This is a genomic window from Streptomyces sp. Tu 2975 (genome assembly GCF_009832925.1).
Lineage (GTDB): Bacteria > Actinomycetota > Actinomycetes > Streptomycetales > Streptomycetaceae > Streptomyces.
This window is the reverse complement of record NZ_CP047140.1, coordinates 7,550,327-7,575,693: the sequence shown is the minus strand read 5'-3', so window position 1 is coordinate 7,575,693 and position 25,367 is coordinate 7,550,327. Positions and strand designations below refer to the sequence as shown.

General features: G+C 71.7%; 19 protein-coding genes. 9 read left to right on the top strand and 10 right to left on the bottom strand.

What is annotated here, in order from left to right; translation table 11 throughout:
- Window positions 1–22: 22 nt before the first annotated feature.
- Together GLX30_RS33945 and GLX30_RS33940 are read left to right on the top strand one after the other, a co-directional pair.
- Window positions 23–2,683, top strand: coding sequence for a SpoIIE family protein phosphatase/ATP-binding protein (locus GLX30_RS33945; protein WP_208545533.1), 2,661 nt, complete (start codon window positions 23–25; stop codon window positions 2,681–2,683).
- A gap of 523 nt (window positions 2,684–3,206) precedes the next feature.
- Window positions 3,207–3,767, top strand: coding sequence for a hypothetical protein (locus tag GLX30_RS33940; RefSeq protein ID WP_244258384.1), 561 nt, complete (start codon window positions 3,207–3,209; stop codon window positions 3,765–3,767).
- A 59-nt stretch (window positions 3,768–3,826) separates the two neighbouring features.
- Here GLX30_RS33940 and GLX30_RS33935 read toward each other — a convergent pair whose 3' ends face one another.
- On the bottom strand, window positions 3,827–4,909 hold the full coding sequence (locus GLX30_RS33935; RefSeq protein ID WP_159694726.1) for a class I SAM-dependent methyltransferase: 1,083 nt from the start codon (window positions 4,907–4,909) through the stop codon (window positions 3,827–3,829).
- Window positions 4,910–5,110: 201 nt separating this feature from the next.
- Complete coding sequence (locus GLX30_RS33930; RefSeq protein WP_159694725.1) at window positions 5,111–5,659, bottom strand: GNAT family N-acetyltransferase; 549 nt, start codon at window positions 5,657–5,659, stop codon at window positions 5,111–5,113.
- 130 nt (window positions 5,660–5,789) lie between these two features.
- Between GLX30_RS33930 and GLX30_RS33925 the strand changes: the two genes are divergently transcribed.
- Both GLX30_RS33925 and GLX30_RS33920 read left to right on the top strand, forming a co-directional pair.
- On the top strand, window positions 5,790–7,841 hold the full coding sequence (locus GLX30_RS33925; RefSeq protein WP_159694724.1) for a penicillin acylase family protein: 2,052 nt from the start codon (window positions 5,790–5,792) through the stop codon (window positions 7,839–7,841).
- Window positions 7,831–8,424 carry a GNAT family N-acetyltransferase gene (locus GLX30_RS33920; RefSeq protein WP_159694723.1) on the top strand — a complete coding sequence of 198 codons (594 nt, stop codon included), beginning with the start codon at window positions 7,831–7,833 and terminating at the stop codon, window positions 8,422–8,424. The genes GLX30_RS33925 and GLX30_RS33920 overlap by 11 nt, the downstream gene beginning before the upstream one ends.
- A gap of 44 nt (window positions 8,425–8,468) precedes the next feature.
- On the opposite strand, the gene ligA is transcribed toward GLX30_RS33920, so the two are convergent.
- Window positions 8,469–10,616, bottom strand: coding sequence for an NAD-dependent DNA ligase LigA (gene ligA, locus GLX30_RS33915; RefSeq protein ID WP_159694722.1), 2,148 nt, complete (start codon window positions 10,614–10,616; stop codon window positions 8,469–8,471).
- A 278-nt stretch (window positions 10,617–10,894) separates the two neighbouring features.
- Between ligA and GLX30_RS33910 the strand changes: the two genes are divergently transcribed.
- On the top strand, window positions 10,895–12,331 hold the full coding sequence (locus tag GLX30_RS33910; RefSeq protein WP_159695401.1) for a SpoIIE family protein phosphatase: 1,437 nt from the start codon (window positions 10,895–10,897) through the stop codon (window positions 12,329–12,331).
- Window positions 12,332–12,504: 173 nt separating this feature from the next.
- Here GLX30_RS33910 and GLX30_RS33905 read toward each other — a convergent pair whose 3' ends face one another.
- Window positions 12,505–13,998 (bottom strand): hypothetical protein, encoded by a 1,494-nt coding sequence (locus GLX30_RS33905; RefSeq protein WP_159694721.1) that lies wholly within the window; start codon window positions 13,996–13,998, stop codon window positions 12,505–12,507.
- 232 nt (window positions 13,999–14,230) lie between these two features.
- On the opposite strand from GLX30_RS33905, the gene GLX30_RS33900 reads away from it, so the two are divergent.
- Window positions 14,231–15,358, top strand: coding sequence for an aminoglycoside phosphotransferase family protein (locus GLX30_RS33900; RefSeq protein ID WP_159694720.1), 1,128 nt, complete (start codon window positions 14,231–14,233; stop codon window positions 15,356–15,358).
- 181 nt (window positions 15,359–15,539) lie between these two features.
- Here the strand turns inward: GLX30_RS33900 and GLX30_RS33895 are convergent, their stop codons facing one another.
- Entirely contained in the window at window positions 15,540–15,926 is a 387-nt protein-coding gene (locus GLX30_RS33895; RefSeq protein ID WP_159694719.1) for a VOC family protein, read from the bottom strand.
- A gap of 331 nt (window positions 15,927–16,257) precedes the next feature.
- Between GLX30_RS33895 and GLX30_RS33890 the strand changes: the two genes are divergently transcribed.
- Together GLX30_RS33890 and GLX30_RS33885 are read left to right on the top strand one after the other, a co-directional pair.
- Entirely contained in the window at window positions 16,258–18,162 is a 1,905-nt protein-coding gene (locus GLX30_RS33890; protein ID WP_159694718.1) for an N-acetylmuramoyl-L-alanine amidase, read from the top strand.
- Window positions 18,163–18,371: 209 nt separating this feature from the next.
- Entirely contained in the window at window positions 18,372–20,576 is a 2,205-nt protein-coding gene (locus GLX30_RS33885; RefSeq protein ID WP_159694717.1) for a terpene synthase family protein, read from the top strand.
- 103 nt (window positions 20,577–20,679) lie between these two features.
- On the opposite strand, the gene GLX30_RS33880 is transcribed toward GLX30_RS33885, so the two are convergent.
- Window positions 20,680–21,180, bottom strand: a complete 501-nt coding sequence (locus GLX30_RS33880) for a hypothetical protein (protein ID WP_159694716.1) — start codon at window positions 21,178–21,180, stop codon at window positions 20,680–20,682.
- Between the two features lie 166 nt (window positions 21,181–21,346).
- Here GLX30_RS33880 and GLX30_RS33875 point away from each other — a divergent pair, with 166 nt between their 5' ends.
- On the top strand, window positions 21,347–21,724 hold the full coding sequence (locus GLX30_RS33875) for a hypothetical protein (RefSeq protein ID WP_159694715.1): 378 nt from the start codon (window positions 21,347–21,349) through the stop codon (window positions 21,722–21,724).
- Window positions 21,725–21,816: 92 nt separating this feature from the next.
- On the opposite strand, the gene GLX30_RS33870 is transcribed toward GLX30_RS33875, so the two are convergent.
- The 4 genes from GLX30_RS33870 to GLX30_RS33855 all read right to left on the bottom strand — a co-directional run bounded on the left by GLX30_RS33870 (window position 21,817) and on the right by GLX30_RS33855 (window position 25,357).
- On the bottom strand, window positions 21,817–22,032 hold the full coding sequence (locus GLX30_RS33870) for a DUF397 domain-containing protein (protein WP_159695400.1): 216 nt from the start codon (window positions 22,030–22,032) through the stop codon (window positions 21,817–21,819).
- Between the two features lie 133 nt (window positions 22,033–22,165).
- Complete coding sequence (locus GLX30_RS33865; protein ID WP_159694714.1) at window positions 22,166–23,332, bottom strand: thiolase domain-containing protein; 1,167 nt, start codon at window positions 23,330–23,332, stop codon at window positions 22,166–22,168.
- On the bottom strand, window positions 23,322–24,416 hold the full coding sequence (locus GLX30_RS33860) for a thiolase domain-containing protein (RefSeq protein WP_159694713.1): 1,095 nt from the start codon (window positions 24,414–24,416) through the stop codon (window positions 23,322–23,324). The genes GLX30_RS33865 and GLX30_RS33860 overlap by 11 nt, the downstream gene beginning before the upstream one ends.
- A complete protein-coding gene (locus tag GLX30_RS33855) occupies window positions 24,413–25,357 on the bottom strand; it encodes an OB-fold nucleic acid binding domain-containing protein (protein WP_159694712.1) in 945 nt (314 codons plus the stop codon). The genes GLX30_RS33860 and GLX30_RS33855 overlap by 4 nt, the downstream gene beginning before the upstream one ends.
- Window positions 25,358–25,367: the final 10 nt, after the last annotated feature.

The window sequence follows — 25,367 nt, the reverse complement described above, 5'->3', positions numbered from 1 at the left end:
CCGCCCGCGCTCGGTTCTGCGGATGCGAACTGTCGCGGGTCAGGTCTTCCTCCTGCAGGTGGCGATCGTGGTGCTGCTGGTCGCCGCGGCCATGGCGGCGCTCGTGTTCCAGTCCCGCGCGGACAGCGAGCGTGAGGCCCGTAACCGGTCGGTCGCCGTCGCGGAGACGTTCGCCAACTCCCCCGGCATGGAAGAGGCACTGGAGAGCCCCGATCCCAGCGCGGTGCTCCAGCCCAAGGCGGAGGCGGCACGCGAACGTTCCGGCGTCGACTTCATCGTGGTGCTGAGCACCGAGGGGGTCCGCTACACGCACCCGTTGCCCGACCGGATCGGGAAGAAGTTCGTCGGCGATCTGAGCCATGCCCTGAACGGCGAGGTCTTCACCGAGAAGATCACCGGCACCATCGGCCCGCTCGTCCAGGCCGTCGTCCCGGTCTTCGGACAGGACGGCAAGGTCATCGGCATGGTCTCCGCCGGCATCACCATCGAACGGGTGAGCGGTGTCGTCGAGGAGCAGTTCCCGCTGCTGTTCGGGGCCGCGGGCGGCGTGCTGCTGCTGACCACGGGCGGCACGGCCCTGGTGAGCAGGCGTCTGCGCCGCCAGACGCACGGGCTCGGGCCCGCCGAGATGACGCGTATGTACGAACATCACGACGCGGTGCTGCACGCCGTGCGTGAAGGAGTGATCATCGTGGCCGGCGACGGCCGGCTGCTGCTCGCCAACGACGAGGCGCGCCGGCTGCTCGGACTGCCGATGGACGTGGACGGGGCCCTGGTGACCGAGCTCGGTCTCGATCCGCTCGCCACCCGTCTGCTGTCGTCCGGGAAGATCGTGACCGACGAGGTCATTCCGGTCGGCGACCGGCTCGTGGCCGTCAGCCAGCGCTCGACGGACCAGCACGGCGGGCCGCCCGGCAGCGTCGCGACCCTGCGGGACACCACGGAGCTCCAGACCCTGACCGGGCGCGCCGACGTGGCCAGAGGGCGGCTCAAGCTGCTCTACGACGCGGGCACCGAGATCGGCACCACGCTCGACGTCGTCCGCACGTGCGAGGAGCTCGCGCAGTTCGCCGCGTCGCGGTTCGCCGACTTCGCCACCGTGGACCTGGCGGAGGCCGTGCTACGCGGCGAGGAGCCGAGGGCCACCGGCGCGGACACGAACATGCGGCGCACGGCGTTCAGCGGATCCGGGGACACGGCGCTCTATCCGCTGGGGCATGTGATCCGGTTCGTGCCGACCACGCCGATGGGTACGGGGCTGCGGAAGGGCGAAGCGGTCCTGCAGGCGGACCTGACCCGGCTGGCCGGGTGGCAGGAGCAGGACCCGGATCGGGCACGCAAGCTGCTGGAGCACGGAATCCACTCGATGATCGCGGTTCCGCTGCGGGCGCGGGGCGTGATTCTGGGCGTGGCCCTGTTCTGGCGCGCGAGCAATCCGCAGCCGTTCGAGGAGGAGGACCTGTCTCTGGCCGAGGAGCTCGTCGCGCGTGCCGCCGTCAGCGTCGACAACGCCCGTCGCTACTCGCGCGAGCACACGATGGCGGTCACGCTCCAGCGCAGCCTGCTCCCGCGTGTACTGCCGGAGCAGAGCGCCTTGGACGTGGCGTACCGCTACCGCCCCGCACAGGCCGGGCTGGGCGGACTCGGCGGTGTCGGCGGTGACTGGTTCGACATCATTCCGCTGCCGGGTGCGCGGGTCGCGCTCGTCGTCGGCGACGTCGTCGGCCACGGCCTCCACGCCGCCGCGACCATGGGGCGGCTGCGTACCGCGGTCCACAACTTCTCCAGCCTCGACCTGCCGCCCGACGAGCTGATGTTCCACCTGGACGAGCTGGTGGCCCGCATCGACCAGGACGAGTCCGACGACGGCGCGGACGCCGGGGTCACCGGCGCGACCTGCATCTACGCGATCTACGACGCGGTGTCGGGCACCTGCAGCATGGCGCGGGCCGGACACCTCCAGCCGGTCGTCGTCCACCCGGACGGCACGGCCGAGTTCGCGGACGTCCCCGGCGGGCCGCCGCTGGGGCTGGGCGGTCTGCCGTTCGAGACGCTGGAACTGCGGCTGCCGAAGGGCAGCCGGCTGGTCCTCTACACGGACGGTCTCGTCGAGGACCGGGAACGGGAGATCGACGAGGGCCTCGAGCTGCTGCGCCGCACATTGGCCGAGCACCCCGGCCAAGGGCCGGAAGAGACATGCGAGACGGTGCTGGGCGCGCTGGTGCCGGAGCGTCCGCGGGACGACATCGCCCTGCTCGTAGGGCGTACGCGGGTACTGGCGTCCGACCAGGTAGCGGAGTGGGAGGTGCCGTCGGACCCGGCGGCGGTGGCCAGGGTGCGGGCGGCGGTGACCGAGCGGCTCGCGGAGTGGGGTCTGGAGGAGGACGCCTTCACCACCGAGCTGATCCTGAGCGAGCTCGTCACCAACGCGATCCGTTACGCCGCCGGGCCGATCCAGGTGCGGCTCATCCGGGATCGTGCGCTGATCTGCGAGGTGTCCGACGGCAGCAGCACGTCGCCGCACCTGCGGCAGGCGGCCATCACGGACGAGGGGGGCCGCGGCCTGTTCCTGGTCGCACAGTTCGCGGAGCGCTGGGGCACGCGGTACACGGCCGACGGCAAGGTCATCTGGACGGAACAGCCGCTGCCCGGGGGGCAGCTTCCCGGCGGATCGGGCTTCTGACGGGCCGGTGGCCGTCCGGCACGTGACGCGTGACGGGCCGGGTTACCGGCGGTGCGGGCCGCCGGGCGCTCACCTGCGGACAAGAACCGGAGGCCGGCTGCTGCGCGGACGACAAGAAACGGGCTGCCGGCGGCCCGGGTGGGGAATTTTGAAAAGCCGCTCTTGCCTGCCGGGTTACCCGTCCGTAACGTCTCTCTCGCGCAACGGTCCGGGGCCGGGCGGGATTTCGGCCGGAATTCCCGCGCTCAAGCCGCGGACACGTCTCCCCCGCTTTTTTCGAGTGATTTCCGTGCGCCTCTCCCCCGGCGCCGGAATTCGCGCGCCGAAACCGCACCGATCGCCGCAACAGGCACCGCACTGATCGCCGCACCATTCCAGTGTCCTCATTCCCTGCGTCTGCGCCCCTTTGCCGCAGTCGCCGAATCCTGGAGCCGTGATGAAGCGTCCGAAATCCGCGCCGTCCCGAGGGCGAAGAGCCGCACTCCGCGGGGCCGTAGCACTCACCGCGGGACTGGGGCTGGCCGTGGCCACCTCGGGACCGGCCCATGCGGTGCCGATCCGTCTCGACTATCCGCTGACCGGCAGCACGCACCTCGAGGGCACCGGCTCCGACCTGGCACTGGGGCCAGGCGTCCTGAAGGTCACCGCGGACCTCAAGGCGGGGACACTTCTCGCCGACACCGTGCTCCCGCCCGCGCCGGGCTCGTTCAAGATGATCGGCGCGATCCCCGTCAGCGTCACGACCGAGTTCATGGAGGCCGAGCCGACCATCGGCACGATCGACCTGAAGACGGGTGCCGTCAAGAGCACCACGAAACTCACCCTGCGGCTCAAGGACCTCCGGGTGGCGGGCATTCCGACCCCCGTGGGCAGCTCGTGCCGGACGGAAGTTCCCGCGGTACTCGATCTGACGTCGGAACCGGGATTCAACGCGCTCAAGGGCGGCACGCTGTCCGGCTCGTACACCATCCCGAAGTTCGAGCACTGCCTGCTCGCCACTCCGCTGATCAACATGATCATCCCGGGCGACGGGAACACGGTCCGGCTGCACATGGGGCAGCCGGCGCCGCCGCCCGCCTCCTGACCCGGCCGGCGTTCCGCCGCCCCCGGTGTCCCGGTGCGCGCGGCGGCGCGCACCGGGCTTCAGTCCTTGCGCGCCACGTAGTACACGTTGAGCGGGTCACCTTCGACGGTTCGCACGTCGACGCGCGTGAAGCCCGCCTCCCTCAGCATCCGGACGGCTGTCTCCTGACCCCAGACGGTGCCGAGGCCGGCTCCGCCGGTGCTGAGCGACGTCGTCATGCAGTAGAAGACCGAGAAGCCGAAGAGCGCGGGCCCGAAGGGGTGGCCCACGTTCTTCTCGAGCTTGCTGGACGCGGCGATGTCCCCCATGAGGAAGACGCCGTCCTCTCTCAGCGACCTGGCGATCGCCGCCAGTGTGGCGTCCGGCCTGGCGAGGTCATGGATGACGTCGAACGCCGTGATCAGGTCGTACTCGCCGCCGACCTCCGCCGAATCGCCGATCGTGTAGCGCACGTTGCCGAGCCCCAGCCGGGCCGCTTCCGCACGGCCGGCCTCAACGCCCGCCTCCGACAGGTCGAGACCGTGGAAGCGGCTGCGGGGGAATGCCTTCGCCAGCACGACGGGTGCATGGCCCTGCCCCGTGCCGACATCGAGGGCGTCGATCCCGGCGCGCAGCCGCTCAGGGAGGTCCGGCACGAGGGGGACGATGGTGTCGACGAGCGCCTGGTCGTAGACCCTGGCCGTCTCCTCGGCCTGGAGGGCCTGGAAGCGCGGGTACGCCGAGTACCGCACTCCTCCGCCGTCCCGGAAGCAGCGCACGACCTGCTGCTCGACCTCGCCCATCAGCGCGATGTACTGCATCATGCCCGCCAGGTTGTCCGGTCCGGCCGCGGTGACCAGTGAGGCGGCGTGCTCGGGCGGCAGCACGTACGTCTCGTGCTCCGGGTCGTACGCGAGGACGCCGCCGACGACCATGCCTCCCAGCCACTCCCGCACATAACGCCGGTCGAGCCCCGCCGACTTGGCGATCTCGTCACTGCTCGACGGCGGCATACCGGCGAGAGTGTCGAACAGGCCGGCCTGGTGGCCGACGCTGATGAGGAGCGCGAGCGCTCCCTTGTTCAGTACGTCCACCACTTCTCCGGCGAACGCCTCCTGTTCGGCGAGGTCGGGGGATGTGCGCCGCGAATCGAGATCCGACATGGCCGCTCCTTCCGCCGGGACTGCGGGGCGGGCCGCGCGTCAAGGCCCGCGTATTTCACATTACGCCGGAATCCGGCATAGGAGGGACGGCTGCCGGCGTTCAAGATCACGGGGCGGACAGCCGGGCACGCGACGTTCCAACCACCGAGCGCCTTCCGGCACTTGGACGGAGGCGTCGCGGTCCACCGGCACACCGTGTCTTCACGCCGGAGGGGCTCCGCGGCGGTGCTCCGGCCAGACGGGGAGCAGCAGTTCGGGGCGGTCCCACATGACGGCCGGCGGGCGGGCGGGCACCGTCCCGGTCCGCCGGGCGCCGACGCTCAGATAGAAGCCCTCGGCGGGCGGATGCGCCACGACACGGACGGCGTCGAAACCTGCCGCACGGGCGCGTCCGCGCATGTGCTCGACGAGGAGTCGGCCGATGCCCAGCCCCTGGGCGTCGTCGGCCACGAACATGAGGTCCAGTTCGGGCATGAGGTCCGGCCCGGGCGGCGGCAGCACGAGGGCGTAGAAACCGAGAACCCGGTCGTCCTCGCCGGTGGCGGCGAAGACCTCGTGGGTCTCGATGTAGTCCGGTCCCACCCGGTAGCCGGCGACCATCGGGGCGTAGTGGCCCTGGTAGGCGCCGGAACCGCGGACCAGGCGGGTGAGGCGCTTCGCGTCCCGTGCGGTCGCCCGGCGGATCCCGGGGGCCGCGGGACCCTTGCGTCGGGACCGGCCGGCGCCGGCTGATGTCAGGGGCGAAGTCATGCAACGAGTATGACGGGCGGGGCGGCGCGGCAGGGAATCCCTGGCGCCCCACCCCTTCCCGCCATGGCTGGATTGTGTCGCACAGAACCGTAGATTAAGTTAGGCCAGGCTAACCTAAAGGGGAATCAGTGTGAGTACGACGATCTACCGGGACGCGTGGGGCATCCCGCACCTGCGGGCAGGGGGCGCGCACGACCTCGCCTTCGCCCAGGGCCGCAACGCCGCCGTCGACCGGGCCTGGCAGATCGAGGTCGACCGGCACCGGTCGCAGGGCACCTCGGCCTCCTTCCTCGGCGAGGAGGCCGTCACCTGGGACAGGTTCGCCCGCATGTCGCGCCTGGACGACACCGCCCAGCGGTGCTTCGCTGCGCTCGACGAGGAGACGGCCGCATGGATCGGCCGCTACGTGGACGGCGTCAACGACGGACTGGAGGCCGGCGCCGCACGCGACCCGCGCTTCGCGACCGTGTCCCTCTCCCCCGGCCGCTGGCAGCCGTGGACGCCGCTCGGCATCTGGCTGGCGACCCACATCCTGTTCGCCGGGTTCCCCACCAAACTGTGGCGCGAGGAGGTCGCCAGGGCCCTCGGCGACGAGTCGGTCGAGCTTTTCGCGACCGACGGTCCGGGCACCTCGGGGAGCAACGGGTGGCTCGTCGGCGGCGACCGCACCGCCACGGGTGCCGCACTCATCGCCGGTGACCCGCACCGGTTCATCGAGGACCCGGGCATCTACCAGCAGATCCGGCTGGCCTGCCCCGAGTTCGACGTGGTCGGACTCGCCGTGCCCGGCGTCCCCGGCATCGCCCACTTCGGCCACACCGGCACCGTCGCCTGGGCCATCACCAACGCCATGGCCGACTACCAGGACCTCTACCGTGAGCGGCTCCGAAGACGCGGGGACGCCGTCGAGGCGCTCGGTCCCGACGGCTGGCGGCCCGCGCACGCGCACACCGAATCGATCGCGGTGGCGGGCGGCGGTCCCGTCGAGGTCGAGGTGATCGAGACGGAGCGCGGGCCGGTGATCATCACGACCGGTGACGGTTCCGAGGCCGTCAGCCTGCGCTGCCCCGTACGGGCGGGCGCGGGCATCGGCTTCGGTGCGCTGCCGGCGCTACTGCGGGCCCGGACCGTCGACGACGTGGACCGTGCCGTCGAACAGTGGGTGGAGCCGGTCAACGTCGTCCAGGCCGCCGACACCGCCGGCGGCCTGCTGCACCGCGTGGCCGGCCGGGTACCACGGCGCGACCGGGCCAACCGGCTGCGCGTGGTGCCCGCCTGGGAGTCCCGGTACGCCTGGCAGGACGCGTACGAGCCCACCCCCCGCGCGGCGGTCGACGGCTTCGCCGTGATGGCGAACGCGCGGGGCCTGGCCGCTCCGCTCGGAATCGAATTCGCGCCCCCTCACCGCGCCGACCGCATCGGGCAGTTGCTGGAGGAGACGGCGTCCTGGTCCGCAGGCGACATGCCGCGCATCCACATGGACACGCACCTGGCGTCCGCCGCCCCCCTGCTGGACGTGCTGGCCCGGCTGGAGGGGCTCGGCCCGGAGGCTGCCGCGCTGCGCGCCCGGCTGACCCGCTGGGACCGCCGTATGGATGCCGGCAGCACCGACGCGGCGGTGTACGCGGCGCTGCGCTCCGCGGTGGTGCTCAGACTCTCGGCGAGTCCCGCGCTGGCCGGCCTGGCCGAACTCCCCCGCCTTCCCGAGGTGTTCCTTCCCTGGCTGGCCCTGGTGCCCCGCGTCGCGTTCGCGCTCGAGCGGCTGCTGTCCCCCGGCGCGCTGCCCGGTTCCGATGCGGAAGCGGCGGTGCGGGAGGCAGTGGAGGAGGTGGCGGCGGGCGCGCCGTCCGGCGTCTGGGGGGACACACACCGGCTCGCCCCGTGGCAGGCGCTGCCCGCGTCGACGCCCGAGGAGTGGCCAGCGGTGTCGGGCGACCACGACTGCGTGCTGTCGACGGCGAGCGTGCCCGGCATCACCGACCGCAGCGCCCGCGGCCCGGCCGCCCGCTACGTGTGGGACCTGGCGCAGCGTGAGAAGAGCCTGTGGGTGGTCCCGTTCGGGGCTTCCGGAGTGCCCGGACACGCCCACCAGCGCGACCAGCTGCCGTTGTGGCTGGCCGGCGAACTCGTCCCCGTGATCACCGACTGGGACGGCCTTACCGAGGAGAGAGATGACCACTGAGACCACCGCGCACCGCCGAGCGGCCGTGTACGAGCACACCGCCGGCGGGTTCGGGACGGTGCGGCTCGTGCCGGTGGAGCCCGCCGCGGACGCCCCGCTGATCCACGGGTGGGTCAGCGAGGAACGCGCGCGGTTCTGGGGCATGCTGGGGCAGAGCTGCGAACAGGTGCGGGAGACCTACGAGTTCGTCGACTCCCTCACCACGCACCACGCGTTCCTCGCGGTGCTGGACGAGGAGCCGGTCGCGCTGTTCCAGACGTACGACCCGGACGCCGACCCGGTGGGCGAGTGCTACGACGTGCGGCCGGGGGACTTCGGACTGCATCTGCTGATCGCGCCTCCGCGGGAGGGCGCACACCCCGGCTTCACAGGCGCGCTCGTCCAGGTCCTCACGGCCTATGCGTTCAGCGACCCCGCTCATCTGCGGCTCGTCGTCGAACCCGACGCGCGCAACGAGAAGGCGATCCGCCGGATGATCCGGTCCGGGTTCGTGCTCGGGCCGGAGATCGACAAGCCGGAGAAGCGGGCCCGGCTCGCCTTCCTCGAGCGCGAGACCTTCGAACGGGGCCTCGCGGGCCGGTGAGTACGAGCGGCGGCCGCTCCCCCGGGGACTGCCGCCGCTCCGCCTCAGGCCGCCGTGTCGAGGAAATCGGCGACGATCGCGGCGAACTCGTCCGGCGTGGCGATCCGGGTGCCGAGCTGCTCGGCCTTGTCCCTCTTGGATCCGGCGTTCTCCCCTGCGACGAGGAGCGAGGTGCGCTTGGACACGCTGGAGGAGGACTTGCCGCCGGCGCGCTCGATGAGCTCGTTCATCTGGTTGCGGCTCAGCTTCTCCAGTGCGCCGGTCATCGCCCCGGTGGCGACGACGGTCATACCGGAGAGAGGGCCGGCGCCCGTGGCGCTCCCCGCCGCCGCCCCGGTGTCGTCCGCGTGCTCCTCGGCGCCGGTCCCGGCCTCCGCCCTCGCGGCGGGCGGCGTCGCACCCGGTTCGGTCATGTTGACGCCCGCGGCCACCAGCCGGTCGATCAGCGGGGCCAGCTCCCCGAGTTCGGCCACAACCGTTTTCGCCTTCTCCACGCCGATACCGTCGACCTGCTGCAAAGCCTCGGCGTCGGCGCCCCGTATGTGTTCCATGGCCGCGAAGTGCCGGGCGATCCTGCGGGACATGGAACGGCCCGTACCCCGAACCCCGAGGGCGCAGAACACCCTTGAGAGCGGACGGGCCCTCGCCGTGTCGATGGCGGCCAGCAGATTGTCGGTGCTCGTCTCCCCCATGCGCTCCAGAGAGAGCAGCTGCTCGCGGGTGAGGGTGAAGAGGTCGGCCAGGTCGCGAACCAGTCCGGCGTCGACGAGTTGGACGACACGGGTGAGGCCGAGCCCTTCGATGTCGAGCTGGTCGCGCCCGGCCGCGTAGGAGACGGAGGCGACGACATGGCAGTCGCGGCCGCGCACACAGCGCCAGCGCTGCTCGGAGGTGTCGATGTCCGAGCCGCACTGGGGGCAGACCTCGGGGAAGACGACGGGCTCCTCGGCGCCGGTCCGCAGATGGGCCACCGGCGCCTCGACGCGGGGGATGATGTCCCCGGCCTTGTGAACCATCACCTTGTCGCCTGTGCGCAGATCGCGGCGGGTGATGTCGGCGGGGTTGTGGAGCGTCGCGTAAGTGACGGTGGAGCCGTCGATCTCCACCGGCTCGAGCACGGCGCGCGGGGCGATGATCCCCGTGCGGCCCACGTTCCACTCGACGCCGAGCAGGGTGGTGACCTTCTCCACGGCGGGCAGCTTGTACGCGACGGCCCAGCGGGGCGCCCGGGAGCCGCAGCCGGCCGCGGCCTGGTCCGCCGCGCTGTCGGCCTTGACGACGATCCCGTCTATCCCGAAGGGCAGGTCGGGGCGCGCGGCGGCGATCTCGTCGATGCGGGCCTGGATCGCCTCTGCCGTGGTCAGGAGGCGGGGGGCGACAGGGGTGCTGTCGGCGGTGTTCACGCCGAGGTCCGCGACGTAGCCCATGATGCGGCTGTGTGCCCACTCGCCGAGCCGGCCGGTGAGCTCCGCGCCCGACGCGGGCACCGCCAGGGCCCCGTAGCCGAAGAAGGTCATCTCCACCGTGTACGCGCGGTCCTTGGCCCGCAGGGTGCCCGCCGCGCCGTTGCGGGGATTGGCGAAGGGCGCACCGCCGTGCTCGACGCGGACGGTGTTCGCCCGCTCGAACTGTTCCTCCGTCATGAGGACTTCGCCGCGGATCTCGAGCGTGACGGGCTCGGCGAGCGTGCGTGGCAGGCCGACGATCGTGCCGATCGCGTGCGAGACGTCCTCGCCCGCCGTGCCGTCCCCACGGGTGATGAGCCTGGTCAGCTCTCCCCGTTCGTAGCGGGCGGCGACGGCGAGGCCGTCAAGCTTCGGTTCGACGCTCCACTCCTCGACGGGGCGGCCCGTGCGTCTCTCCACGGAAGCGGTCCAGGCGACGAGCTGCTCCGGGGAGAAGACGTTGTCCAGGGAGAGCATCGGAACGGTGTGGGGCACGTCCCCGGCCACCACCGCCCCGCCCGCGACCTTCCCGGTCGGGGAGGCGGGTGACGTCTCGTCAGGATGTTCCTCTTCGTATGCCGCGATCCCGCGCACCAGCCGGTCGTACGCGTCGTCGTCGAGGGTGCTCTCGCCGGTCTCGTAGTATGCGGTGGAGGCACGGGTCGCGGTCTCGACAGCCGCGGCGTAGGCGGCGGCGTCGGCGAGAACGGTGGCGGGCGCGACGGAAACGGCAGGTGAAGTCGTCATGGCCCTATCCTGCCGCCCCCCACTGACAACGCCCCGGCGTCCTGTCGCCGGCCGCCCGCCGGTGCGCCGGCTCCGGGGTCGCCACGCTGCCGGCCACGACGACGTGACGGTCGCCGGCCGGACGCCGTGCCCCGACCCGGACGCCTATGGCATATGACAAAGGCACCACCGGATCGAGTGTTGCCAAATGGCTTACGGCCGCCTCATTGCTGTGCAACCCTCGTATTCGGTCCCTGTTCCAGACCCTGGCCGTGGCCGCGCCTGTATCGGAGTACGACATGCCGTCCCATGTGTTCGCGGACCGTCCCGCCGAGCCGCCCGAGCGTGGAACCGTAGACGCGCTGATCAGCAGGACGCGCAGACTTCGCGGAGACGTCGACGCCGTACGCCCGGACGGTGCGGTGACGGAGGACGATCCCCGCGGGCGCTGGCAGCGCGCCCTGTGCGATCTGGCGCTCCATCACCTCGACGACCTCGGCGCCCACTTGGACCAGCTGAAGCGAGGACTGCCGCCCGAGGCCGCTGACTCCTTCACCGACGATCTCACCGAGTACGAGGCGGACAGCGCGGCCGGAGGCTCACTGCTGAGCCGGGTGGGCAGCGCCGAGTGGAATCTCCTCACCGACGAGGTGAGCTGGTCCGACGAGTTGTACAAGATCCTCGGACGCGATCCTCGCAACGGCCCGATGTCGCTGGACGAGATGCCGTCCGTGGTCTTCGCCGAGGACCAGCCCATGCTGACGGCGATGGTGACGGACTGTCTGGTGGACGGGCGCGCCATCGACGGCGAGTTCCGTCTGGTACGTCCCGACGGCCGGGTACGCACGGTGCACATGATGGGCGAGCCCGTCCTCGACGCCGACGGCTCCACCGCCTCGATGTGGGCCGTGCTGCGGGACGTCAGCGAACTGCGCCGCAGCCAGCGGGCCGTTCGCGAGACCCGTGACTGGGTGCAGCGGCAGCAGCACATGGAGCAGACCGAGCGCCGGCTCGCGGCCGAGATGCAGGAGGCGGTGCTTCCCGCGCGCAGCGGCCCGCTCCGGACGCCGCAGGACGGCCGGGGCGCATTGGACGTCGCGGCACACCACCTCCCCTCCCCGGTCGGCGCGCCCATCGGCCGCGACTGGTACGACACCCTGCAACTTCCCGATGGCAGCACCCTGTTGAGCGTGGGCGACCTGACGGGCCACGGAGTGGGCACCACCTCCGCCATGGCAATGCTGCTGGGCGGGCTGCGGGGCATGGCGGTGGCAGGCATCCGTCCGGGACCGCTCATGACGCACCTCAACCAACTGCTCGACACGTCCTCCCGGCCCACCCTGGGCAGCGCCGTGTGCTGCACCTACACCCGGGGGACCAGGACGCTCTCATGGGCTCAGGCCGGCCACCCGTCCCCCCTGCTGTTCCGCAAGGGGACAGGGACGGGTGAGGCCCTGACGGCACCGGACGGCGTGCTGCTCGGGGCGACGAGCGGAGCGGTGTACGAGCAGGCCGAAGTGACCCTCCGGCCGGGCGATGTGCTGGTACTGCACACGGACGCGCTGACCCGCACGGGCACGGCGACCGAGCTCGGTGCGGACCGGCTGACGGCACTGGCAGCACGGTTCGCCCGGGCCACGAACGCCCAGGAATGCGTCCGTGCGGTCGTGGAGGAGCTCGGTGATCAGGAACGAGAAGGGGACGCCTGCGTGATGGTGGCGAGGGTCATCGCCTGAGCGCGCCCGCTGCACGGCCCGGTCGTCGGCCCGAGTGGGCGGCCACCGGAGGGACGGAAGTCCGCCGCTGACGCCGGCTCCTGTCGATCCTCGCCAGGCGTCGGCTCCCCTTGCCCCTTGAGCCTCGCTCCGGTACCGGACCCCCTTGCCGGCACGAGAACCCCTCTGCCGTACTAGATCCCCTTGAGCTTCGGCCTCGCCGAGAGGCTGCCCGGCATCGCGATCTCGATCTCCTCGCGGAGGTCCTCGATCTTCGCGTAGCCGGAGTACTGGCCGGTCAGCCGGTACATCTCCCGGAGCCGGTCCCATGTCCGGTGCGAAGAGGTCTCCCCCATCGACACCAGCGCCAGCCTGGCGTAACGGTCCGCCTGTTCGGGGTCGTCGGCGATGAAGCACGCGGAAGCCAGCGAGATGTAGTCGAAGATCTTCGAGCGCTGCCGGCCGCCCTCGCGCAGTTGCAGAGCCTGCTTGGCGTGGCTCTGCGCTACGGCCGCGGCCGACGAATCGTGGTCGGCCAGTGTGCGGTACGCCAGCGCCTGCATGCCGTGCAGATCTGCCTCGTCGAACATCTGCATCCAACTCGGCGGCGGCACATCGCCCTTGTCGGAGACGAACAGCTCCTCCGCCTCGCCCAGCGTGCGGCGCATGGCCTGCCCGTGGCCCATGGACGCCTGCGCCCACGCCTCGATGGTGTGCAGCATCGCGCGAGTGCGGGGCAGCGTCTGCTCCCCCGAGCCCGACTTGGCGAGCTTCATCAGGTCGAGCGCGTCGTCCGGGCGGCCCAGGTGCACCATCTGGCGCGCCGCCCTGGACAGGGCCTCTCCGGCGCGTGGCCGGTCACCGCCCTCGCGGGCCGCGTGGGCCGCGATGACGAAGTACTTCTGGGCGGTGGGTTCGAGGCCGACGTCGTGGGACATCCAGCCCGCGAGTACCGCGAGGTTGGCGGCGACGCCCCACAGGCGGCGCTGCAGATGGTCGGGGTGGCGGTAGGCGAGCATGCCGCCGACCTCGTTGAGTTGTCCCACCACTGCCTTGCGCTGGAGGCCGCCGCCACGGGCGGCGTCCCACGCGCGGAACACCTCTACGGAACGCTCGAGCGCCTCGATCTCCTGCGACCCGATGGGGGCGGCCTCGTAACGGTCGTACCCTGCGGGGTCGGCGTGCAGTACGTCGGAGGTGCGTGCGGCGTCCTGGGAGATCGCCGGATCGGTCTTGAGCCAGTCGTGCATGGCGCTGCTGAGTGCTGAGCCCGCGGCAAGCGCCGCGCCCGCGCCCACCAGGCCGCGTCGGTTGAGCATGAGGTCCATTCCCGTGAATTCGGTGAGGACCGCCGCCGTACGGTCGGGCGCCCAGGGCAGACCGTCAGGGTTCTCTGCTCCCTTGACGTCCCGCCGCTTACCCGCTCGCCCGCTCCGTGCGAACCCGAGGTCCTCGATGGTCACGACACGACCGAGTCGCTCGGTGAACAGAGCTGCCAGCACCTTGGGCACGGGATCGCGCGGGGTCTCCCCCAGGTCGATCCAACGCCGGACCCGCGAGGTGTCGGTCGCCAGCTGCGGATGGCCCATGGCGGCCGCCTGCCGGTTCACGAGCCTTGCCAGCTCACCCTTGGACCAGCCGGCCAGGCCGAACAGGTCGCACAGGCGGGTGTTGGGTTCTCTGCTCACGTCAAGCCCCCAGGTTCTCGGCTGAGTTGACAGTAACGCGCTGTCATGGGGCAGGCGACTATTCGCCAGGGTTCGCCAGGGTTCGCCAGATGGTGTGCCACCCGCGAGGGGGTGTCAGGTAGGAATGCGCCACCTCGCCCCGTCTGCCGGGGCACATTCCCCAGGGTGTTGCTCCTGGCATATGGGGCGGGGCGCGCACGCAACTGTCGGCACACGAAGGGATCTGTCTCCCATGTACACAGCATCGTCCTCCGTGTCCGCTCCGCCCCGGCTGCAGCAGCGCAACGCGTTCCCCGCCGGCGCCGGTCCGTATCTCGACCGCGCCGACCACGGCCGGACACGCAGGACGGCCGGTGCGACGGGCCGGCCGCCCCTCAGCGGGAGGATCGACCTGTCCGGCCCGCAGGGCGCGCAGCTGCGCAAGGCTGTCGCGTCGGTGCACCGGATCTGCCCCGAGTTCAATCCCGTGCAGGTGCTCCGCCGCAGCGGACGGTCCGTGCTGATCGTCGGAACGACGGGGCGCACGACGGCGGTCGCCAAGTGCTTACTGGACCACTCGCCGGCGTGGGCCGAGCGGCTGCGGCACGAAATAGCTTCATACCGCGCCTTCGTGCGGCACCGCCCACCGGTGCGGGTGCCGCGGCTCATCGCCGCGGACCCCGAGAACTGCACCCTGGTGATCGAGCGGATGCCCGGAAGGGCCGCGGCGCTGACCCGGCATCCGGTGGAGGCCCCTCCGCGCGCGGATCTGCGCGCCGTGCTGGGAGCGGTCGTGCGGCTCAACAGCTGGCGTCCGCCGGCCGGGATGTTCGACGCCCCGCTGGACTACGGCTCGCGGATCTCGCGCTACCACGAGCTGGGGCTGTTCACCGACCGTGACCTCGGAGACCTCCAGAAGCTTCTGCACGGTCTGGCCCAGGCCGGCGGCCGGCACGGGATGGGGCAGTTCTGTCACGGCGACGCGCTGCTCTCCAACATCCTGCTGTCGCCCACCGGTCCGGTGCTGGTCGACTGGGAGCACGCCGGCTGGTATCTGCCCGGCTACGACCTGGCGACGTTGTGGGCGGTGCTGGGCGATGCTCCGGCGGCACGCCGGCAGATCAGCCAGCTCGCCCAGCAGGCGGGCACTGCGGCCCGGGACGCGTTCCTGGTCAACCTGATGCTGGTGCTGACCCGGGAGATCCGTACCTACGAGACCGCTGTGCAGCGCACGATGCGGGAGGCGCCGCCGGTGGTCGGCGGCCAGGCGCAGACCGGCGGCCCTACGGCCGGTGAGGAACAGCGGCTGCTGCTGAGGCGGCTGCACGATGACTGCGCAATGGCCCGCAGGGCCGTGCGCGCGGCGGTCGGCACCCGCTGACCGGCCGCCACCGAGCGGCAGGTTCGTTCGATCCGTCGCCACAGAGGGGGAAGCGCGCTGCGCGTCCGGTGCCGACACGCCGGGCGCGCAGCGCACTGTGTTTCTCCCGCCCGTCTTCCGCCGACGGGCATGCTCGCCGCACGGTCTCCGTCATGCTCACCTGACCGGGCGCTGCCCCGCATCACCGCTCGGGTGACGCCGCCAGGGAGAAGGAGTGCCCGGCCGGGTCCGAGAAGACGCGTTCCTCGCGAGGCCCCCGCCGATTGTTGGTGTCCACCGGACGGGCCCCCAGGCTGACCGCCTCCCGCTCCGCTTCGTCCAGGTCGCCTCGGGCGACCAGGATGCGCAGGTGCGACTGCTGGGAGTCCTCCGGCCGGGGCCAGCTGGGCGGCGCGTAGCCGTGGTCGCGGCGCATCGCCAGGTGCACCCCACCGTGGCCGACGACCTCCACGAAGTCGGGATCGCTGCCGACGCGTACCTCCGCGCCGAACAATCCTGCGTAGAACTCCGCCAGTTCCATCGGTTCGGCGGCATCAAGAACGAGAACGCTGGTCTTCTGGGTGGTCATGCACTGCGGCTACCCCCTGCCACGTCCACCATACGGAGCGCCCAGGTATGGAGAGGGCACGCTCCGTCGGCCTGCGCCCATTGGTCCACTCCACTGACGCGTCGCAGGCCGGGGGACCGTCGGCGCGAAACTCCGCGACACGCCCTCTGACGTGCAAATACCGGCCTGCGAGGCATGATTGACGGATCGTCCGTGAGCCGATACCCATGGGGCGTGTCCCGCCCCCTCGGGGCCCGTTCGCGCGTCACCCGTCACTGGAGGCCGCATTGCCAGGATCAGCTCCCGCACGTCCGAGAAGTGCCCGTCGTCGTGCGCTGACGGCAGGGGCGCGGTGGCGTGCGCCGCCCTGCTGCTGCCGCTGCTGTCGGCCGGTCCGTCCGCGACCGCCGAACGCGCTCCGGCGGACTCGATGCAGGGGACGTTCGCGGCCGCGGCCGCCGAGTACGGGGTACCGGAGAGCGTGCTGCTCGGCGTCTCGTACCTCCAGTCCCGCTGGGACGCGCACGGCGGGGCGGCGAGTGTCACCGGCGGCTACGGTCCGATGCATCTGACGGACGCGAGGACCGCGATCGCCGAGGCGCCCCACCACTCGCACGGTGCCGAGGACGCCCGCGGGGACGACGCCCGCCCCGCCCGTCCGGTCGTCGAGGCGGCCCTGCCCGACCCCGGCGAACTGCCGCCGCGGCTGCGGACGCTGGAGCATGCGGCCGAAGTGTCGGGCATCGGCGAGGACAAGCTGCGTGACAGCGCCGCGGCGAACGTGCGGGGCGGTGCGGCCCTGCTCGCGCAGGCCCAGCGGGAGCTGGGTGGGCCCGCGAGTGCGGACCCCGCGGACTGGTACGGCGCCGTGGCGCGGTACTCCGGCGCGGACGATGTGGCGACGGCGACGACGTACGCCGACGATGTCTTCGACGTCATCCGCACGGGCCGGTCCCGCACGACGGACGGCGGTCAGCGGGTGGAGCTCGAGCCGGACCCGGCCGTGTCACCGGACCGGACGCAGGTGCGACGGCTCGGACTGCGCACTGCCGACACGGGCCGCACGGAATGCCCGCCGACGGTGGCGTGCGAATGGATCCCGGCCCCGTACGAGGAGTTCGGCGACGGCGACTACGGTAACCACGACCAGGCCGACCGGCCGGCGTCCCAGTCGGTGGACTACATCGTCGTCCATGACACGGAGGCGTCCTGGGACACCACACTGAAGCTGGTGCAGAACCCTGAGTACGTGTCGTGGCAGTACTCGCTGCGCTCGTCCGACGGGCACATCGCTCAACATGTGCCGCTCGAGGACGTCGCCTGGCACGCCGGCAACTGGTTCGTCAACGCCAAGTCGGTGGGTCTGGAGCACGAGGGTTTCCTGGTGTCCCCCGACGCCTGGTACACGGAGGCGATGTACCGCACGTCGGCGCGCCTGGTGCGGTACCTGGCCAAGCGGTACGACATTCCGCTGGACCGGCAGCACATCCTGGGTCACGACAACGTCCCGGGTACGACCGCGGCGACCATCCGCGGGATGCACACCGATCCCGGGCCGTACTGGGACTGGGCGCACTACTTCGAGCTGCTCGGCAGGCCGTTCACACCGTCCGCCGGGCCGGACAGTTCCGTGGTCACGATCCGCCCCGAATACACCCGGCACCAACCGCTGTACACCGGCTGCGTGAAGGCCGGGGAGGCGTGCGCGCCGCACGGCTCCGGCGCGGTGCGGCTGCACACCGAGCCGAGCGAGAGCGCCCCGCTGGTCAAGGACGTCGGTCTGCGGCCGGGCGGGCAGGACTCGACGACCGGTGTGAACGACACGGGGGCGCGCGCCTCGACGGGCCAGCAGTACGCGGTGGCCGAGCGCCGGGGCGACTGGACGGCGATCTGGTACCTCGGGCAGAAGGCATGGTTCCACAACCCGCGGACACAGCCGGTCGCGGTCGGCGCCAGGGAGAAGGTGCTGACACCGAGGGAAGGTCTCGCCGAAGTGCCGGTGTACGGCAGGGCGTATCCGGAAGCCTCGGCCTATCCGCCGGGGATTCCGGTGCAGGCGGTCTCGCCGCTGCCGTACAAGCTGCTCGCGGGCCAGACGTACGTGGTCGGTGACCGGGTCCCCGGGGAGTACCTGTACGCGACGACGTTCGACACGGCGGGCCACACGGTGGTCCGGGGCGAAGAGATGTACTACGAGATCCAGTTCGGGCACCGGGTCGCCTTCGTGAAGGCGGCGGACGTGCGGGTGCTGGGCTGAGGCCCTTCGTCCGGGCCGCTACCGGTCCGGACGAAGGCTCAGAACGGGGTGGTGCCACCGGTCGTGGGGTCCGGTGGCACCACCCCACACACCGGGCCGCTTATGTGACTATTTGCCGGGGCGAGTGGGCCGTACGGGCGAGGGGTAGGCCTGGGCCGTCATGACCGTCCGCGCCTCGTGCGCGGCTGCTCTGAAAGGCCCTGGCGCACATGGCACAGCCCTTCGTACTGCCGGACTTCTACGTCCCGTATCCGGCCCGCCTCAATCCGCATGTCGAGGAGGCGCGGCGGCACACCAGGAAATGGGCCCGGCGGATGGGAATGCTGGAGGGGTCCGGCATCTGGGAGGAGAGCGACCTCGAGGCCCACGACTACGCGCTGCTGTGCGCGTACACGCACCCGGACTGCGACGCGGAGGCCCTCGGTCTCGTCACCGACTGGTACGTGTGGGTCTTCTTCTTCGACGATCACTTCCTGGAGGTCTTCAAGCGCAGCCAGGACCTCGCGGGCGGCAAGGCGTATCTGGACCGGTTGCCGGCCTTCATGCCGATGGACCTGTCCCGGGGGACGCCGGAGCCGACGAACCCGGTCGAGGCGGGCCTCGCCGACCTGTGGGAGCGGACGGTGCCGAGCATGTCCCCCGCCTGGCGGGCCCGTTTCGCCGAGTCCACGAAGAACCTGCTCGACGAGTCGATGTGGGAGCTGGCCAACATCGACGCCGGCCGGGTCGCCAACCCGCTCGAGTACATCGAGATGCGCCGGAAGGTCGGCGGCGCCCCCTGGTCCGCCGGCCTGGTGGAGTACGCGGCGCAGGCGGAGGTGCCGGAAGCGGTCGCCGCGACACGTCCTCTGCGGGTGCTGCGCGACTCCTTCTCCGACGCGGTGCACCTGCGCAACGACCTCTTCTCGTACCAGCGCGAGGTGGAGGACGAGGGCGAGAACAGCAACGGCGTGCTGGTGCTGGAGCGCTTCCTCGGCTGTACGACGCAGGAGGCGGCGGAGGCGGTGAACGACCTGCTGACCTCGAGGGTCCAGCAGTTCGAGAACACGGCGCTCACCGAGGTGCCCGCGCTGTGCCTGGACCAGGGCCTCACCCCGCAGGAGTGCACCGCGATCGCCGCCTATACCAAGGGCCTTCAGGACTGGCAGTCCGGCGGCCACGAATGGCACATGCGCTCCAGCCGGTACATGAACGACGGCGTGGGCGAGGCGGTCGGACCGTCGTCCGTCGCCGGGGTGCTCGGGACGTCGGCGCTCGACATCCGCACGCTGTTCGGCCGTCCGGCGGCAGCACGGCTGCGCACACTGACGCACCGGCCGCGGCAGGTGGGGCCCTCCATGCTCCCCGACTTCGCCCTGCCGTTCCCCCTCACTCTGAGTCCGCACCTGGACGACGCCCGCAGGAAGTCGGTCGACTGGGCCGGGCGCATGGGCCTGCTGAACGACATCTGGGACGAGGCCAAGATCAAGGGCTTCGACCTGGCGCTCTGCGCGGCGGGGCTCGACCCCGACGCCACGCCGGAGGAGCTGGAGCTCAGCGCGGAGTGGCTGACGTGGGGTACGTACGGCGACGACTACTACCCGGTGTTCTTCGGCGCGACCCGTGATCTCGCCGGGGCCCGGCTCCTGAACGACCGGCTGAAGGCCTGTATGCCGGTGGACACCCCGGAAGCGGGCGCCGCCGTCGCCGTGGCCCCGATGGAGCGCAGCCTCGCCGATCTGTGGGCCCGTACGGCGGGGCCGATGTCGGTGGACGCCCGCGGGTCCCTGCGCGCTGCCGTGGACGTCATGCTGGACAGCTGGCTGTGGGAACTGCACAACCAGGCGCAGCACCGGGTCCCCGACCCGGTGGACTACATCGAGATGCGCCGTCTCACGTTCGGTTCGGACATGACCATGAGCCTGTGCAGGCTGCGCCACGAGGGCGAGTTGCCGGCGGAGCTCTACGCGAGCGGCCCGGTGCGCGCCCTCGAGAACTCGGCCATGGACTACGCCTGCCTGCTCAACGACCTGTTCTCGTACCAGAAGGAGATCGAGTACGAGGGTGAGATCCACAACGCGGTACTGGTGGTGCAGACGTTCTTCGACTGCGACTACCCCACGGCCTTCGCCATGACGGCCGATCTCATGCACTCCCGGCTGGAACAGTTCCTTCATGTGAAGGAGCATGAACTTCCGGTGGTGTGCGACGAGTTCGATCTCGGCGAGAAGGGCAGGGCGGCCCTCGCCTCGTACGTGCGCGAGCTCGAGGACTGGCTCGCGGGCATTCTCAACTGGCACCGGAAGGTGAGGCGTTACAAGGAGGAGGATCTGCGGGGCGGCGCCGCCCCTTGGCGGCTGGGTGCGCCCACGGGGCTCGGCACGTCCGCCGCCCGGATCTCGTTGCCGGCCCAGCGGTCGGAGGTGAGGGTGTAGCGCGCGGACCACAGGGTCGCGCGGCCGATGTGCCAGGACGCGTGACGAGACTGCCCGGGCCGGGCCCGGGCAGTAGGTCGAGGAGGGGTCGGTCGGCGAGTTTTCAGCCCTGCTGGAACAGCTCCGCGGGGAGGGGCTTGAGGAGCGCGTAGAGATCGTCGGTGATGGGCCGGTCCCAGCTGGCGATCGTGACGAGCACATTGTCGCTGCGGTCGAACTGGACGCAGGAGATGCGGCTTTCCGACAGCTTCAGACGGCGCACGATCAGCAGGTTGTCCCCCTGCATGACGGGAGTGTCCTCGACACCGGTGACATGGACCGGCTCGTCGTTCTCCAGCGCGAGGAGGAGCTGGCCCACCTCGAAGGGGATCTCGCCCTCCTCCACCTCACGGGCGGGCGACCCCTCGGGCAGATTGCCGATGATCATCGCGGGTCCGCGGCCGCCGAACAGGTCGTAGCGCAGAAAGACCCCCTGGCAGCTGCCGTCCGGCGCGGGGAGCAGACCGGCGCCCAGGTTTCCGGGCCAGTCGCCCGGGTCCATGGCCAGGACATCGAAGTCCGGGCCCGCGGGTGTGGCGGCGCTGCGGCGGCGGAGGAAGGACATACCCGCAATGGTACGGGTACGGACCGACCCGGCCGAGCCGGGGCGCGGCGGCGTTGAACGCCCCGGCCGCCGCCCCCGTACCCCTGTGCGCACCGGTGCCCGTGCGCACCGATGTCTGTGAGGAGCAGCGTCCCGCGAGATTCCGAACCGACGTGAGGATCAGCCCATGAACGACCGCACCACTCCCGCCCTGCAAGCCCTTCCCGACGGCGAGGCGGAGCTACGGCTGGTGGTCCGCCTCCATTGGGAGGACGTCGCCGCGCTCGGGCAGGAGGCGGGGCGGCTGGCCGCCCAGATGCAGCGGCCCGTGAGCCTGGACGAGGCGGCCGGGCACCGGTTGCGTACCCGCTCCGCCGTCCACGCCAAGCCCACGACGGCGTCCGCGTCCGGGTCGGCGCCGGCCGGGAGCGCGGCGCATCTGCCTCCGCCCACGTCCGTCTCCTCGCTCACCGCCCGTACGCCCGGTGAGCACGCGCGGCAGGCCATCGAGAAGATCAACGGCACCGCGGGGCTCGGCCGTGACGTGACACAGACGCCCGCGTGAGCCGTGCCGTCGCTTCCCCCTCCCACGCCGGCGGGAGGGGGCACGGCGCTGCGCACCGGCCGGGGAGGCGACACCCGTCGGTGGTGCCGGCGTCAGGTGAGGTCGAACTCGCCGTCCCGTGCGTTCAGCACGAAGGCGCGCCACTCGGCCGGGGTGAAGATCAGCGACGGGTTCTCCGGGCGGCCGCCGTTACGCATCGCGATGAACCCTTCGACGAACGCGATCTGCACGTCCCCGGCGCCCTGTGCCCCTGGTCGCCAGTCCGCGTTGCTCAGGTCCAGGTCCGGCTTCTCCCACCCGGAAAACATGTGCGTGGTGGTAGTGGTGGTGCTCTCGGCCACGTCCCTGCTCCTCCCGCGTCGTCTCCGGGCCAGCCTAGCGACGACGCCCCGTCACGGACAGGGTGCCGCACGTGACGGTCCGCCCCGGTCCCGTAGATCGTCAGGTGGCGGGCGGCTCCGCGCCGACCAGCCACATGGCGAAGAACTGCGCTCCACCCCCGTAGGCGTGACCGAGCGCCTTGCGCGCGCCGTCGACCTGGTGTTCGCCGGCCTGCCCGCGCACCTGGAGGGCGGCCTCCGCAAAGCGGATCATGCCGGAGGCCCCGATGGGGTTGGTCGACAGGACGCCGCCGGAGGGGTTGACCGGCAGGTCCCCGTCGAGTTCGGTCACGCCGGACTCGGTGAGCTTCCAGCCCTCGCCCTCGGCGGCGAAGCCCAGGTTCTCCAGCCACATGGGCTCGTACCAGGAGAACGGCACATACATCTCCACGGCGTCGATCTCGCGGCGCGGGTCGCTCACGCCGGCCTGCCGGTACACGTCCGCGGCACAGTCCTTGCCGGCCTGCGGGGACACGAAGTCCTTGCCCGCGAACATGGTGGGTTCGCTGCGCATCGCCCCGCCGTGCACCCAGGCGGGCGGGCGCGGCGAACGGGCCGCGCCCGTCCGGCCGGTGAGGACCATCGCGCACGCGCCGTCGGAGGAGGGGCAGGTCTCCGAGTAGCGGATCGGGTCCCACAGCATCGGTGAGGCCTGGACCTTCGCCAGCGTGATGTCGTGCTCATGGAGGTGCGCGTACGGGTTCTTGAGCGCGTTGCGGCGGTCCTTGTACGCGACCAGGGAGCCGACGGTGCCGGGTGCGCCGGTGCGGCGCATGTAGGCGCGCACGTGCGGGGCGAAGAAGCCGCCGGCGCCCGCGAGCAGCGGCTGCTGGAAGGGGACGGGCAGGGACAGTCCCCACATCGCGTTCGACTCGGACTGCTTCTCGAACGCAAGTGTGAGCACGGTGGTGTGGACGCGCGCTGCCACCAGGTTGGCGGCGACGAGGGCGGTGGAGCCGCCGACGGAGCCCGCGGTGTGGACCCGGAGCATCGGCTTGCCCACCGCGCCGAGGGCGTCGGCCAGGTACAGCTCCGGCATCATCACGCCCTCGAAGAAGTCGGGGGCCTTGCCGATGACGACGGCGTCGACGTCGGCCCAGGTCAGCTCGGCGTCGTCGAGGGCCCGCCGGGCCGCCTCGCGGACGAGGCCTGCGACGGACACGTCCCGGCGGGCGGCGACGTGTTCGGTCTGGCCGATGCCGATGACGGCCACGGGCTCAGCCGGCATGGGCCTCTCCTTCGAGGACGGCCACCAGGTTGTGCTGGAGGCAGGGGCCGGAGGTGGCGTGGGCGAGGGCCCGGTCGGACTCGCCGCTGTGGATGCGGGAGGCGGCCTCGCCGATCCTGATGAGTCCGGCGGCCATCACGGGGTTGGCGGCGAGGGCTCCGCCGGACGGGTTGACCCTCACCCTGGCGTCGAGGTCGAGACTTCGGCGCAGGACGAGCTCCTGGGACGTGAAGGGCGCGTGCAGTTCCGCCGTGTCGACGGGCCTCTCGAAGAGGCCCGCGTGTTCCGCGGCGAGCCGGGTGGAGGGCGAGCGGGTGAGGTCCCGTACGCCGAGGCCGTGCGCTTCGATGCGGTGGTCCATCCCACGTATCCAGGCGGGCCGTTCGCACAGTTCGCGGGCCCGGTCGCCGGCGGCCAGGACGACGGCGGCGGCGCCGTCGCCGATGGGCGGGCAGTCGGAGACCCTCAGCGGCCGGACGAGGTGACGGCCGCGCGGGACCTCTCCCTGGAGTTGAGCGTGCGGGTTGGCCGCGGCGTCCCGCCGGCTGCGGGCCGCGACCCCGGCGAGTTCCGGCTCGTCCGCCTCCCCGGCGTCGATCAGTGCCTGTGCCTGCAGGGCGGCGAGGGCCACCGAGTCGGGCCAGAGCGGGGCCGTGTAGTAGGGGTCGAGCTGGCGGGTGAGCACATCGCGGAGCTCGCCGGGTGACGACTTCCCGTACGCGTAGACGAGCGCGGTGTCGCTCTCGCCGGTGAGCAGCTTCACCCACGCCTCGTACAGGGCCCAGGCGCCGTCCATCTCGACATGGGACTCGCTGATCGGGGGCCAGGCGCCGACGCCGTCGAGCGCCATGGTGAAGGAGAAAGCACGCCCTGCGAGGTAGTCGCTGGATCCGGAGCAGGTGAAGCCGACGTCGCCGGTGCGCAGCCCGGTCTGCGAAAGGACCTGGTGGAGGACCGGCATCAGCATCTCCACCTCGGACATGTCGTCCGTGCGGCGCGTGTGGCGGGTCTGGGCGAAGGCGACGACGGCGATGTCCCTGCCGTGGGCACGGCTCGTCGTACCGCGCCCGGCGGGGCCGGTCACAGCAACTCCTTGTAGGTGTCGTAGTCGGCGTCCGGTTCGCCGGACGGCCGGTAGTGGTCGGGGTGGCGGGAGCCTTCGCGCCACACCGGCTCCACGCGCAGTCCCATACGCACCTCGTCGTAGGGAATGCCGCCGATGCGTCCGTGGAGGGCGAGGCCGGCGCCGTCGAGGGCGATGTGGGCGTAGACGTAGGGCACCTCGATGTCCAGGCCCTTCGCCTTGATGTTGACGATGCAGAAGGTGGTGACCGTGCCGCGGGGGCCGACCTCGACCTGCTCCTCGGTGGCGACGCCACAGGTGGGGCAGGCGCCGCGGGGCGGGACGTAGACCTTGCGGCAGGACGGGCAGCGCTCGCCGACGGTCCTGCGCCCCTCGAGCGCGGCGAGGTGGCGGCTCTGGGCGCGGCCGGGCGTGCAGGTGTAGTCGAGCCGGGCCGGGGCGACGATGCCGGTGACGGGTTCGGGGAAGCGGCCGCTGTGGGGGCGGGCCGGGCCGGCGGGCTCGCCCTCGTACGGTTCGAAGCAGGCGATGTCGGTGATCGCTCCGGTGCGCTCGGCGGCCCACCGGGCGCGTACGCGCATCCCGGTGCGCACGGCGTCGGGGCCGGGGGCGTCCAGGACGTGCAGCAGAGAGGTGTCCGCGCCGTCCAGGCGGACGAGCACCCAGGCGAACGGGGTGGCGAGGGGCTGGCGGGGCCGTGGGTCCTCGTTCCACGCCCAGGTCGTGACGGTGCCGGTGGCGCCGACCTCGACGAGGTCGCGGATCTCGTCCGCGGTGACGGGGTCGTACTCGACCGGCGGCACGAGGACCCGGCCGTCGACGGTGCGCACGCCGAGCACCGTGCGTTCGCGCAGGCCGGTCAGGAAGGCGCTCTGGACGGGGCCCAGGGACCGGGTGAAGGGAAATTCGACGACGAAAGGAGCACGGAGGACGGGGGGCACGGGGCTCTCC

What these genes read in the sequence shown, in the direction of transcription:
- GLX30_RS33880 (WP_159694716.1), bottom strand. Translation starts at nt 21,180, where the DNA reads ATGTCCTTCCTCCGCCGCCGCAGCGCCGCCACACCCGCGGGCCCGGAC.
- GLX30_RS33870 (WP_159695400.1), bottom strand. Translation starts at nt 22,032, where the DNA reads ATGTTTTCCGGGTGGGAGAAGCCGGACCTGGACCTGAGCAACGCGGAC.
- GLX30_RS33945 (WP_208545533.1), top strand. Translation starts at nt 23, where the DNA reads ATGCGAACTGTCGCGGGTCAGGTCTTCCTCCTGCAGGTGGCGATCGTG.
- ligA (WP_159694722.1), bottom strand. Translation starts at nt 10,616, where the DNA reads ATGACGACTTCACCTGCCGTTTCCGTCGCGCCCGCCACCGTTCTCGCC.
- GLX30_RS33935 (WP_159694726.1), bottom strand. Translation starts at nt 4,909, where the DNA reads ATGTCGGATCTCGATTCGCGGCGCACATCCCCCGACCTCGCCGAACAG.
- GLX30_RS33920 (WP_159694723.1), top strand. Translation starts at nt 7,831, where the DNA reads ATGACCACTGAGACCACCGCGCACCGCCGAGCGGCCGTGTACGAGCAC.
- GLX30_RS33865 (WP_159694714.1), bottom strand. Translation starts at nt 23,332, where the DNA reads ATGCCGGCTGAGCCCGTGGCCGTCATCGGCATCGGCCAGACCGAACAC.
- GLX30_RS33910 (WP_159695401.1), top strand. Translation starts at nt 10,895, where the DNA reads ATGCCGTCCCATGTGTTCGCGGACCGTCCCGCCGAGCCGCCCGAGCGT.
- GLX30_RS33895 (WP_159694719.1), bottom strand. Translation starts at nt 15,926, where the DNA reads ATGACCACCCAGAAGACCAGCGTTCTCGTTCTTGATGCCGCCGAACCG.
- GLX30_RS33875 (WP_159694715.1), top strand. Translation starts at nt 21,347, where the DNA reads ATGAACGACCGCACCACTCCCGCCCTGCAAGCCCTTCCCGACGGCGAG.
- GLX30_RS33930 (WP_159694725.1), bottom strand. Translation starts at nt 5,659, where the DNA reads ATGACTTCGCCCCTGACATCAGCCGGCGCCGGCCGGTCCCGACGCAAG.
- GLX30_RS33885 (WP_159694717.1), top strand. Translation starts at nt 18,372, where the DNA reads ATGGCACAGCCCTTCGTACTGCCGGACTTCTACGTCCCGTATCCGGCC.
- GLX30_RS33900 (WP_159694720.1), top strand. Translation starts at nt 14,231, where the DNA reads ATGTACACAGCATCGTCCTCCGTGTCCGCTCCGCCCCGGCTGCAGCAG.